The organism is Chlorogloea sp. CCALA 695, from assembly GCF_003003885.1.
Taxonomy (GTDB): Bacteria; Cyanobacteriota; Cyanobacteriia; order Cyanobacteriales; family Chroococcidiopsidaceae; genus Aliterella.
On the sequence record NZ_PVWN01000003.1, the window covers coordinates 68,319 to 80,524 of the forward strand.

General features: G+C 43.6%; 13 protein-coding genes. 10 read left to right on the forward strand and 3 right to left on the reverse strand.

Translation table 11 applies throughout. The features are described 5' to 3' along the window. Positions 1 to 3: 3 nt before the first annotated feature. The 5 genes from C7B70_RS02795 (at position 4) to C7B70_RS26245 (ending at position 6,492) form a co-directional block, all read left to right on the forward strand. Entirely contained in the window at positions 4 to 708 is a 705-nt protein-coding gene (locus C7B70_RS02795; protein WP_106367555.1) for a chemotaxis protein CheW, read from the forward strand. A gap of 19 nt (positions 709 to 727) precedes the next feature. Next, positions 728 to 3,580, forward strand: coding sequence for a hybrid sensor histidine kinase/response regulator (locus C7B70_RS02800; protein WP_106367647.1), 2,853 nt, complete (start codon positions 728 to 730; stop codon positions 3,578 to 3,580). A 6-nt stretch (positions 3,581 to 3,586) separates the two neighbouring features. Continuing rightward, positions 3,587 to 4,609, forward strand: coding sequence for a chemotaxis response regulator protein-glutamate methylesterase (locus C7B70_RS02805; RefSeq protein ID WP_106367556.1), 1,023 nt, complete (start codon positions 3,587 to 3,589; stop codon positions 4,607 to 4,609). A 10-nt stretch (positions 4,610 to 4,619) separates the two neighbouring features. Then, positions 4,620 to 6,131 (forward strand): adenylate/guanylate cyclase domain-containing protein, encoded by a 1,512-nt coding sequence (locus C7B70_RS28610; RefSeq protein ID WP_106367557.1) that lies wholly within the window; start codon positions 4,620 to 4,622, stop codon positions 6,129 to 6,131. 196 nt (positions 6,132 to 6,327) lie between these two features. Next, a complete protein-coding gene (locus C7B70_RS26245) occupies positions 6,328 to 6,492 on the forward strand; it encodes a hypothetical protein (protein ID WP_158260465.1) in 165 nt (54 codons plus the stop codon). 9 nt (positions 6,493 to 6,501) lie between these two features. On the opposite strand, the gene C7B70_RS02815 is transcribed toward C7B70_RS26245, so the two are convergent. Next, on the reverse strand, positions 6,502 to 6,858 hold the full coding sequence (locus C7B70_RS02815; RefSeq protein ID WP_106367558.1) for a hypothetical protein: 357 nt from the start codon (positions 6,856 to 6,858) through the stop codon (positions 6,502 to 6,504). Between the two features lie 256 nt (positions 6,859 to 7,114). On the opposite strand from C7B70_RS02815, the gene C7B70_RS02820 reads away from it, so the two are divergent. The 4 genes from C7B70_RS02820 (at position 7,115) to C7B70_RS02835 (ending at position 10,433) form a co-directional block, all read left to right on the forward strand. Continuing rightward, a complete protein-coding gene (locus C7B70_RS02820) occupies positions 7,115 to 8,122 on the forward strand; it encodes an SDR family oxidoreductase (protein ID WP_106367559.1) in 1,008 nt (335 codons plus the stop codon). Between the two features lie 224 nt (positions 8,123 to 8,346). Next, the gene (locus tag C7B70_RS02825; protein ID WP_106367560.1) at positions 8,347 to 8,661 is read left to right on the forward strand and encodes a hypothetical protein; all 315 of its coding nucleotides are present in this window, start codon (positions 8,347 to 8,349) and stop codon (positions 8,659 to 8,661) included. A 161-nt stretch (positions 8,662 to 8,822) separates the two neighbouring features. Beyond that, positions 8,823 to 10,013 carry an MFS transporter gene (locus C7B70_RS02830; RefSeq protein WP_106367561.1) on the forward strand — a complete coding sequence of 397 codons (1,191 nt, stop codon included), beginning with the start codon at positions 8,823 to 8,825 and terminating at the stop codon, positions 10,011 to 10,013. 24 nt (positions 10,014 to 10,037) lie between these two features. Further along, positions 10,038 to 10,433, forward strand: coding sequence for a VOC family protein (locus C7B70_RS02835; protein ID WP_106367562.1), 396 nt, complete (start codon positions 10,038 to 10,040; stop codon positions 10,431 to 10,433). Positions 10,434 to 10,510: 77 nt separating this feature from the next. On the opposite strand, the gene C7B70_RS02840 is transcribed toward C7B70_RS02835, so the two are convergent. Next, complete coding sequence (locus C7B70_RS02840; protein WP_106367563.1) at positions 10,511 to 11,101, reverse strand: (2Fe-2S) ferredoxin domain-containing protein; 591 nt, start codon at positions 11,099 to 11,101, stop codon at positions 10,511 to 10,513. A gap of 46 nt (positions 11,102 to 11,147) precedes the next feature. After that, positions 11,148 to 11,381 carry an Asr1405/Asl0597 family protein gene (locus C7B70_RS02845; RefSeq protein WP_106367564.1) on the reverse strand — a complete coding sequence of 78 codons (234 nt, stop codon included), beginning with the start codon at positions 11,379 to 11,381 and terminating at the stop codon, positions 11,148 to 11,150. Positions 11,382 to 11,626: 245 nt separating this feature from the next. Between C7B70_RS02845 and C7B70_RS02850 the strand changes: the two genes are divergently transcribed. Continuing rightward, positions 11,627 to 12,181 (forward strand): Dps family protein, encoded by a 555-nt coding sequence (locus C7B70_RS02850; RefSeq protein ID WP_106367565.1) that lies wholly within the window; start codon positions 11,627 to 11,629, stop codon positions 12,179 to 12,181. Positions 12,182 to 12,206 lie beyond the last annotated feature (25 nt).

Consider the following 12,206-nt stretch of genomic DNA (forward strand, 5'->3'; position numbering starts at 1 on the left):
ATCATGGACATCACTATTACGCCCCATCAAAGCAATAATTGCTGGAACAGCATCGGTGTATATGGCGATCGCTCCTGCAAAAAGTTAGAAACCGTAATTCATTGCCGCAACTGTCCGGTATATTCAACGGCGGGACGCAGTTTGTTAGAGCGTGAAATTCCAGTAGACTACTTAAACGAATGGACGGCGACCATAGCTTCGCCTCAAACCCAATCGCCTTTGGCAATTGGCAACCAAGCTGCTGTAAGAATTGGACGAGCAACAGACACTTTTAGTGCGATCGTTTTTCGCTTGAGCAATGAATTATTTGCTCTGCCTGTAGGCGTATTGCAAGAAGTTACTCATCCTAGCGCGATTCATACCTTGCCTCACCGCAGCAATGACCTGTTTTTGGGGCTAGTGAATATTCGCGGTGAAATCTTGCTTTGTGCGTCTTTGAGTCATCTTCTAGGGCTGGAAACTATAGAGCCACCATCTAGCGACAGAGATTGTCGGATGCTTGTTGTTGGCAAAAATGGTAAATGGGTGTTTCCGGTTGATGAAGTACATCGAATCTACCGCTTCCACCTCAACGAATTTAAAGCTACGCCTGTCGTCATTTCTAGATCGCAGGAAACGTACAGCCAAGGAGTGATTGACTGGCATGATAAAAAGGTGAATTACCTAAATGCCGAACTATTATTAGATATGCTTGCTCGCCGCATTTAGAGCAGGTTTTGGAGAAAATATGGGCGATTACTCAATGCTGGATTTGTTTCGTCAAGAAGTGGCAATTCAAGTCGCAAACTTAAAGCACTTGTCGAATTTAAAACAGCAGCCCCTTGAAGTGAGCGAATTAGAAACGGCGTTGCAGTCTTTAAGGGCGATCGCCGGATCTGCCCAGCTTGTCGAACTTGAGGCGATCGCAAATTTAGCGGCAGCAATGACGGGCTTGCTAGATGACGGCGGTTCTTCTACGCTGCCATTGACCCAAAAGCAAATCGATTCCTTACTACACGCCCTGGATCTCCTCGTCGGTATCAGCCACGCGGAAGACTTAGAAGGCTGGTTAGCAGCGCACTCTGAGGACTTGATAAGTACGCAGGCGGCGATAGATACTGCCCAGCAAGCGCCTTTAACAACTGATATCAGGGTGGAAGCAAGTTTAATTAACTCCTCTCCAGTGGAGGCAATTACAGATAGCCCTATAGCCGTTGCGTCTTCATCCCTTCTTGATAGTTCCATGCTTGACTTGTTTCGTTTAGAAGTCGAGGCACAGGTGACGACTTTAACTGACGGTCTACTGGCGTTAGAAACTAATCCTAACTCTGCTCAAGAATTAGAAGCGTTGATGCGCGCGGCTCATTCTATCAAAGGAGCCGCTCGAATTGTCGGACTAGATGCAGCAGTGGGGTTAGCTCACGTCATGGAAGATTGTTTTGTTGCCGCCCAGAACCAAACAATTACTTTAACAGGCGACCAAATTGACGTACTGTTGCGCGGAGTCGATTTACTTCAAAGCTTCAGTTCATTGAGCGATTTACATGACTCGACTAAGGAAGCGGAAATTGGCTCGATTCAAGCAACGATTTCTGCCATCCAAACTCCAGGAGTCGCTTTAGTTACACAGGCTACTCAGTCGTCGACTAAACCTACACCAAATTTTGACAGCATCAATTCTGCGCCCATAGCTGAAACTGAACCGATTTCCCTTACCGTCCCGTCGCCAGTGCCAATGGCTGAAACTGAACCGATTTCCCTTACCGTCCCGTCGCCAGTAATGGAGACATCAGTTTTATTGGTTCACGAGGCTGACGAAATTGATGTAGCAATAGAACCAATTACTACTCAAGATCGGGTAGTGCGGGTAAATGCGGAGAACCTGAATCGGATGATGGGACTAGCCGGAGAGTCAATGATTGAAGCAAATTGGCTAAATCCGTTTATTGATTCTCTGATGCTGCTAAAATCCCGTCAGTTAGAGCTTGCTAAGTGTTTAGAGAAATTACAACTAGAGGCGATTTCTAGCCGTTCCCTTAATCCAGACGAGATGACGCTATTAGAGATTGCTCGACGCAAAGAGCGAGAATGTCGTGACTTAACAGGCGATCGCGTTACGCAACTAGAAGGATTTGTTCAGCGTACTGCAAACTTATCCGATCGCCTTTATCGAGAAGTAATATCTTCTCATATGCGCCCGTTTGCCGACGGCGTACAGAGTTTTAAGCGGATGGTTCGCGATATTGCCCGCAAATTAAATAAGCAAGTCAAGCTAGATATTATCGGCGAATTAACGGCAGTTGATCGCGATATTCTCAAAAAACTAGAAGCTCCCCTTACCCATATTTTGCGAAACGCTGTCGATCACGGTATAGAATTACCAGAAGTTCGACTGGCATCTGGAAAGCCACCAATGGGAACTATTCGCCTAGAAGCTGTCCATCGCGGCGGTATGTTAGCGATCGTTGTTGCAGACGATGGCAAAGGCATTACTCCAGAAACGCTACGCCAGCAAGTAATTGACAAAAAGCTGGTAACGGCAGAAGTCGCAGCGAAACTAACTGATAACGAATTGATGGAGTTTTTGTTTTTGCCGGGATTTTCGCTCTCTAAGCAGGTGAGTGAACTTTCTGGTCGAGGGGTGGGGTTAGATATTGCTAAAAGTATGGCTCAGGAAGTCGGAGGGACAGTAAGGGCAGCTTCTCAGCCTGGACTTGGAACCAGTTTTCATTTCCAATTGCCTTTGACGCTCTCGGTCGTGCGGACTTTGTTAGTCGAGATTTCTGGCGAACCTTACGCATTTCCGTTAGCGCGAATTGACCAGATTGTCAATGTTGAAAAGTCAGAAATCGCCGCAATTGAAACTCGTCAATACTTTACGACTAACCAAAAGAACATTGGTTTGATTCCTGCTTACCAGGTGCTTAACTTGCCGCCGCCCACTGTAATCCCCGACCCGCTTTGGGTTGTGATTATTAGCGATCCCTCGGATACCTATGGAATCGTCGTCGATCGCTGTTTGGGAGAACAGGAGCTAGTTGTGCGTCCTCTAGATGCTCGTTTGGGCAAAGTGCAAGATATCAGCGCCGCCGCACTGATGGGCGATGGATCGCTAGTTTTGATCGTGGATGTGCCTGACCTGGTACGATCTGTAAACAATCTTCTTAATACTTCTCGGTTAGCCAAAGTTGGTACAGAAGCAATTGTTCCAGGTTTTGCAACCCAGCGCCAAGTCAAACGAGTGCTAGTGGTCGATGATTCGATTACGGTGCGGGAAGTAGAACGCAAACTGCTACAAAACCGAGGCTATACAGTTGAAGTTGCTGTAGATGGCATGGAGGGCTGGAATGCGGTTCGTTCTAAGCCTTACGATTTAGTAATCAGCGATATTGATATGCCCCGAATGAATGGAATTGAACTAATTAAGCAAATTAAAAGCCATCCGCGTCTAAATTCAGTTCCGGTAATTGTCGTGTCTTACCGCGATCGCGAAGAAGACAGGATTCAAGGCTTAGAAGCTGGCGCAGATTATTATTTAACTAAGAGTAGCTTTCATGACGACACCTTAATCGAGGCTGTAGTGGATTTGATTGGTGAGTAATACAAAATGAAAATCGCTCTTGTCAACGATATGCCAATCGCCGTCGAAGCCCTGCGACGAGTGCTGTTGACTATCCCAGAATATCAAGTTGCTTGGATTGCGACGGGCGGCGTTGAAGCGGTTGCTAAATGCGCCAAAGATACCCCAGACTTGATTTTGATGGATTTGATTATGCCTGGAATGGATGGGGTTGAAGCAACTCGTCAGATTATGAAACAGTCTCCTTGTGCGATTGTAATTGTAACTGCTAGTGTCGGGCAAAATGCCGCCAAAGTGTTTGAAGCAATGAGTTATGGGGCGTTAGACGCTGTTGATACGCCGATTTTAGGCAGCCAAGGAAAACAAGACCCTTCCCAAACTGCCCTGCTGAAAAAAATTGCCACGATTGGTAAACTAATCGGTAAATCTCCTCCTTCTCACCTCAATTTCACCTTAAACAAACCTCAAACAAACTTCACTCTACCCCCCCTAATTGCGATCGGCTCGTCTACAGGTGGGCCAAAAGCCCTAGCTACTATTCTCTCTCGTTTGCCAGCAGATTTTGGAGCGGCGATCGCTATAATTCAACACATTGATGCTCAGTTTGCTGTGGGCATGATCGACTGGCTGAACCAGCTTACACCCTTAACTATAAAAAAAGCATCCGCAGGTGATCGCTTAGAAAAAGGAATTGTTACAGTTGCTTGCACAAACGACCACCTCTCTCTGCAATCCAACCATACGCTCAATTACACTAAAGACCCAATTGACTATCCTTACCGCCCCTCAATTGATGTATTCTTCAAAAGTATCGCTCAATACTGGACGCACAAAGGAACTGCCGTACTGCTTACGGGTATGGGGCGAGATGGCGCAGAAGGACTCAAACTGCTCCGTAGTCAAGGCTGGCATACGATCGCCCAAGACAAAGCAAGCTGCATTGTTTACGGAATGCCTAGAGCCGCCGTGGAGCTAAATGCTGCCGTTGAGGTGCTTAATCCAGAGGCGATCGCAACTTCGCTAATTTATCGCTCGGTAGTCAACCGTTAATTATCTCCCAATGGACGATTTTATCAGCGTTCTGCTCATCGACGATCAATCTATTATTGGTGAAGCCGTGCGGCGGATGCTGGCTGCGGAAAATGATATTGTTTTTCACTACTGCAATGATCCAACTCAAGCCCTTAAAGTCGCTAAAGAGTTTCATCCGACGGTGATATTGCAAGACTTGGTAATGCCGCAGATGGATGGGTTATTACTGGTACGATTTTTGCGATCGCGCGATGCACCAACTTATCAGATTCCGTTAATCGTGCTGTCAAGCAAAGAGGAACCAATCATCAAAGCTCAAGCCTTTGAACTGGGCGCGAATGACTACCTAGTAAAGCTGCCTGATCGCGTTGAATTAATCGCCCGCATCCGTTACCACTCCAGCGCCTACACAAACCTACTCAAGCGCCAAGAAGCTGAAGCGCTGCTACAAGACGAAAACTTGCGACAGGCGTTGTACATTCAGCAGGTAGACAAATTGACTCATGCTGCTAATGCTTTTGAACAAGACGCTTTCACGCCAGAAAGCCTAAGCGATGTTGCTGCGCGCGAGGACGAACTAGGACAACTGGCACGGGTTTTTACTCATATGGTCAAAACGGTTAAAGCTCGTGAAAAAGAGTTGCTAGATGCCAATGCTCAAAACCAGGATTTGAAAGATTCCTACGCGCGATTTTTTCCTTCGGAATATCTGCAATTTCTCCGCAAAGATAGCGTTACCGAAGTCAAACTCGGCGATTATGTCAGCAAAACAATGGCAGTTATGTTTAGCGATATTCGCTCCTTTACAACCCTTTCCGAAAGCATGACTCCTCAAGAAAACTTTGACTTCGTCAATGCCTACCTAAAACGAGTCAGCCCAGAGATTCGTAATCATTACGGCATCATTGTCAAATTTCTGGGAGACGGCATGATGGCGGTGTTTCCTGAAGGCGCTGATGATGCCATTAAAGCAGGCATTGCCAAGCAAAAACGAGTACAAGAATACAATGCGGAGCGCACTGGCAGAGGTAAATTGCCTGTCCAAGTGGGCATTGGGATTCATGTCGGACACATGATGTTGGGAATGGTGGGAGAAGATAGCCGGATTCAAGGAGATGCTTATTCTGATAACGTCAATTTGACCGCACGGTTAGAAGGTTTAACCAAGTTTTATGGGGTTTCAATGCTAATTTCCGGTCAAACCCTAGAGCATCTGAGCAATCCCGCTCAATATCAAATTCGCTTTTTAGATCGGGCGATTGTCAAAGGGCGAAATGAAGCGATCGCAGTTTACGAAGTCTTAGATGCTGAAGTAGACGAAATCAGCCACCTCAAACAGCAGACTCAAACCGATTTTGCTCAAGGAATAAGCTATTACCACAATCTCAAACTCACCGATGCCAAAGCTTGTTTTGAACAAGTGTTAAGCACTAATTCCGCCGATAAAACAGCGAAACTTTACCTAGAGCGAGTCGAACGCTTGCTAGAACATGGTGTACCAGAAAACTGGAATGAAGCTTGGGTATTCAGCGAAAAATGAATTGGTAATAGAAAGGAGTTTGACAGCGCGAGCAAATTAAGAACTTTTTTAGGAATATGTCGTAAAAAGGCTGAAAACCTTGCTAAATATGATGCTTAGATATTATTAAATTAGTACATGAATACTAATCTAACCACGTTTAACATGATGATTCCATTAAATTAAATAGATTGACCGCCAGAGACTTCGATTCTCTGTGCATTCACCCATCGGTTTTCTTCAGATAGCAATGATGCGATCGCACTTTTTACCTAAAGTCAAAGGAAAATCATCACGAAAATCTAATAAACTTCATCATTTGAGCGCCAATATTGAGCATCAGCCTCAAAGCATTGTATTACCTGCATTTCACCCTAACTGAACCTGCTACCTAAAACATCAAGCTATTAATTAATCTTTCTTTGATAACTGACAATCTATTAACGCGACTGTAACTATAGATAACCGCACCGATATTACTCATCAAACAAGTGCTAGATAGCCACAGCAGCACGTAGGTAGGAATCATCACAACTCCCGCCTCAAACCATGTATAAACGTGCCACAGCAGCACTACAGCAAAAATACCTGCAACTCCGGCTGACTGCCATACTCTAATTTTTGAACGACGCAGCACCGCTAATCCCATCGTTAGACAAGTCGCCATTAAGTTAGCTGGAACCAAAAAGGCACAAAGAGAAATGCAATGAGTGCGAGATAGTTCAGCTAAATTAGTCAATTCAAACATCAGCTTTTTACTTTGAAGGAGCAGGTTTCTCTTATCGTCACTCTACAAGCCCAATTTTGACTGCTACAAATTACATTTATTGACATTTGGTAAGGACTAAAGATGAGAAAAATTTACTTTTGCCCCAAATGCTGCAACAACTCCCCCGTAGACACTCAACCAATTCGTCAACCCTGCGGCGGATGTAATTAAGTGAAAAATTGATTTAAATATTAATAAAAGTTCATATTTATAAAATTATTTAGGAGTATTACTAATGCAATTAAAGCCTATTAGCCAACAAGTAGTCGCTATAGTTGGAGCTTCTAGCGGTATTGGTAGAGAAAGCGCTTTGCAATTTGCCAAGAAAGGAGCAAAAGTAGTAGTTGCTGCCCGTAGTCAGTCGGGGTTAGAAAGTTTGGTTAGTGAAATTAAACTTTTTGGTGGCGAATCTGTAGCTATAGTAGCTGATGTCAGTGAATTTGACCAAGTAAAAGCGATCGCAGATAAAGCCGTGGAAGTGTACGGGCGGCTCGATACTTGGGTACATTCTGCCGCTACAGGAGTTCTTGCACCTTTTGACCAGATTACCCCAGAAGAATTTAAACGGGTAATAGATGTCAACCTCACCGGGCAAGCCTACGGCGCAATGGCTGCTTTACCGCACCTCAAAAAAGAAGGGCGCGGGGCGCTAATTCATATATCGTCGGTAGAAGCTAGGCGATCGATTCCTCTGCAAAGCCCTTATTCTGCTTCTAAGCATGGTGTAGAAGGTATGTTAGATTCACTAAGGGTAGAATTGCAACATGAAGGCTGGCCAATCAGCGTTACAAATATCTTGCCTTCGGTGATCAATACGCCTTTTTACAACAAAGTTCGTACTAAGCTAGGTGTCAAACCAACCGGAGTACCGCCTTACTATCAGCCGAGTATAGTTGCTGAGGCAATTTTATATGTTGCAGAACATCCCACCCGCGATTTTATTGTGGGGGATGTAGGGAAAGTGTTGGATATCATGCAGCGTATTTCGCCAGTGCTTGTGGATAATATATTGCTACTAATTGGTTTTGCCGGACAACGAACAAACGAGCAAAAGTCTGAAGATGCGCCCAATAATGTCTTTGAACCGATCACAGGTTATGACACTGTAGAAGGTGATTTTGGTAACTTGACTATTCCAACTTTTACCGATTGGCTAGATATGAATCCACCTGTTAAATGGGGTGCGGTGGCTCTAGCTGCGGCTTTGGGCTTAGGCGCGCTGTTTGGTGGAAAAGATACTTAAATTAAGGCAATTTCCACAATATCTCACATTGCTGAACTTAAATATAATTTCCCCTTCCCAATTACCCATTACCATTACCAAATATCTGTCTCAAACTTTACATAATTTAAGCCCCACGAAGGAGACAAACTAAATCCAAACTGAGATATTTTTTAATCAATACCCATTGCCAAAAAGCTATACAATCGGCATTTTCTAAAACAGCAAAAGCAAGGTCAGAGAATATGAGTAACGAACCAAATCAAGTATTGCCAGAAGATCCAACCGAAGCCGAACCCGGTAGAGGTGCGCCCGGAGACAATCATTATGGAGTCCAGACAGCGCAAACAACCGCCGTCAATGCCCCCGATGCAATCATTCCTTCTAATGCTCCGACAGAACTCAGCGAAAAGCAACTAGAAGCTTTTGAACATGAAGAAGAAGTTGAAGGAGAAGGTTTCACAACTACTGACGGTTATTTAATTGATGAAGCTGGTTTGCTAAACAACTTCGCCATTGAACCACCTATGTATATTGAAGGCGAAGAACCTAAGATTTAACTTTTAAGCTGGGACAGAGAATTTTACTCTGTTCCCAGCTTTGATATATTGCGATCGCACATCTTGTCAATTGTATTTAGGAAATCCCCGCAGAGACTAATTGCTCCTCTATTTACTCAACGCATTAATATAGAAGCAATGCTCGTACTTGCAGGAAGCTTGTGAAACCAATAGAAACTGACGAACACCGAGCAAAGCAAAATTTATTTCAAGATCCAAACCTCCTAATTGTTTTCGCAGTTTCTCTAATTGCCATTCTTGGAGTCGCCAGCGTTACGCCAAGTTTTCCTAGCTTAAGAGCAGCATTAAATGTCCCGGTAGAAAACATTGGTTTATTAATTACAGTTTTTACCTTACCTACTTTAATACTCGGCCCAATTATTGGCGTTTTTGCCGATCGCATTGGTAGAAAAAAAATCCTCGTCCCTGCTCTAATATTATTTGGTATTGCTGGGTTTTCCTGCGCCTTTGTCCGCGATTTTAACCTTTTGCTCTGCTTGCGTTTCTTGCAAGGCGTTGGCGCAGCACCTTTACTTTCTCTGAGCGTTACTTTAATTGGCGACTTGTACTCTGGTGACAAGCGCGCTACGGCTATGGGTTACAACGCTAGTGTTAGCAGCATCGGTACAGCACTTTATCCGACTATTGGCGGCGCTTTAGCAACTATGGGGTGGTATTTTCCTTTTATGTTGCCTATAGTTGCTATTCCGGTAGGATTATTGGTACTATTTGGACTCAAAAACCCCGAACCTAAAGGACAAAGAAATCTTAAAGCCTATTTGAGTAATGCGCTGATAACTCTCAAAAATCGGCAGCTATTTGGGCTATTTATTGCTAGTGCAGCTAATTTTGTACTGCTATACGGCGCTTACGTGACTTATTTGCCGAGTTTAATTGCTGACAAGTTTGGTGCAGAACCCTTTACAATTGGATTGTTTTTGTCTAGCGTCTCTGTAGCGATCGCTTTTACGGCTTCCCAACTGGGCAATTTAGCTAGGCGCTATTCTGAAACTACTTTAATTAGAGCCTCTTTTGTGTTTTATGCTGTAGCTTTAGCGATCGTTCCTTTTATATCCTCTTTGTGGTTACTATTAATTCCCACAACAATTTTTGGGATTGGTCTAGGTATTGGTTTTCCCAGCATTCAAACGCTTTTAGCTACTTTAGCTCCCAAAGAGTATCTAGCGACAGTTATATCAGTAAACGGTACATTCTATGGATTGGGTCAAACTATAGGCCCCTTATTGATGGGTTTAGCCTATGGTATCGGTGGAATTAATAGCGTATTCTATGCAGGGGTAGCTTTTGCTTTGGCTACATTGGTTGTGTTTAGATACTGCACTTGTTTGTAACGCCAGAAACTATTGGAGCATTTTATGGATATCAAAACTTCCTACACGCGGCTATTGGTAAATGACTTAAAAGCTTGCTGTGAATTCTACCGTGATGTGCTGGAATTTACCGTAGTTGTAGAAGCCTTAGAAGATGGTTATGCTGAATTTAGCATCTCAGGGATGAAACTATCGCTATTTCGACGGCAAGAAATGGCAGAAATGATCGGAAGTAATCGCCCTCCCGTAACTATCGAATGTCAAGATAAAGTCGCCCTAGTCTTTACTGTGAATAATGTAGATGAAGCGTATCATCAGCTAAAAACTAAGGGAGTTCATTTTGTCACTGATCCATTGAGCAACCCTTACTACGCTCTCAAAACCGTTTACTTACGCGATCCTGATGACAATTTGATTGGGCTATTTCAACCAATGATGTAAATTGCCCCAAGGTAGCAACTTCTAGAGCTTTTCTTGCTAATAAATTGCCAAGATGATTTCCAATCCAAAGCTAAGGATTAGCTTTTAATTAAACAATTTTGACTATTTAAGCTAGTAACTGATTCTTTTTTATTAAAATGCTTGTCAATTAGCGCCGGAATTTGGGCAGCTTCAACTCTGGTATAACGCTTTTTGTCAGGCATCATTACTATATTAGGGCCGGCTTTGCAGTCTTTTAGACATCCCGTGCCTTTAATGCTCACTTGCTCTGATAAACCGCGAATTTCTAAAGCGGCTTGCATTGCTTGACAAGCTTCTTTTCCGCCTCGTTTCATACAGCCAGACTTTTGACAAACTAATATAGTTGCTTGCCCTTTGTTGGCTGGAGCGATTACACTGATTGGCTCTTGGCTAACCGTGCTGGGAATAATTTGATCGGCTTTTAGCTTCAGCTTACAAGTTTTGCTGTCAAACTGCTTTTCTCCAGAAACTTGTACCCAGTCACCCGGTATCAAACGCAACTGAAAACTGTACCGTAGAGCCTTGGCAAGCTTAATTGTACACTCTCCGTCAGAGGTTGCAATTATCAGCTTTTTTGGTTTATTGTCTTCTACTTCAAAACCAAGAAATCGCCCTTCAATGCTAAAACTTGCTGCTTTTCTACTCATAATTTTATTGCTTATTTTTAATTACAACCAACAATCTTTAAAGGTGCTACCAGCAATGCTCTAACCATTTCACCAATTCTTGCCGGGAAGCATTTAATTGCCTAGAAATGCTCCAAAGTTGAATAGCTGCCGAAGTATTGGTAATTTGCACTTGCAAAGGTTGGTCAATTGCACAAGTACAAGGAATAGCTAATTCTTGTAGGCGCTTATAAACGTACCACCTATCTGCCCAACTCACTTCAACCATTACGCTTGCGGCTTGAAAACTTGGCAACTTCACTGACAATTATCTCCAAAGATGAAAGACATTTTTTGTAGCAAAAGTACAAGATTCGCAGTTCTAATACTTTTCATTAGCATACACTAATTGCAAATAATTCTCATAAAGATTGTAAAAAGATTTAGCGGTATTAGCGGAGACAGCGCGATCGCCTGGGTTGGGCGTAAAATGATAAGTGTTAATTGCTAAATAAATTTTTGTGCAGTCGCAAATCACTTATACGCTGTCCAAAAGAGAGGATAACTATGTCAGAATCTCAAACTCAACTACGTAACTTCGGTCAGGTTTACGACAATCCAGTGATGCTAGAGCGCAGTGTTACTGAGCCAGTTTGTGAAGGCTTAAACGTAGCTTTAGCAAGTTTTCAAGCGTTATATTTGCAGTACCAAAAGCACCATTTTGTCGTTGAAGGTGCAGAATTTTATATGCTGCATCAGTTTTTTGGGGAAAGCTACGAGCAAGTACAAGCTCACGTTCATGATGTTGGCGAACGCTTAGATGGCATTGGGGGCGTACCAGTGGCAAGTTTTAATAAATTAGCTCAACTATGCTGCTTCGAGCCAGAAGAAGACGGAGTTTTCAATTGTAGAGCGATGGTAGAACACAACTTAGTTGCCGAACAAGCAATGATTACCTTGATTCGCCGCCAAGCTACCCAAGCCGAGAGTTTAGGCGATCGCGCTACCCGTTACTTGTACGAAACAATCTTACTCAAAACCGAAGAACGAGCTTATCATCTAGCCCACTTTTTAGCTCATGACAGCCTCACCTTGGGGTTTGTAGGCAATGGCAAAAATTAATTAACCCAGGGGCGTATTTATAGAT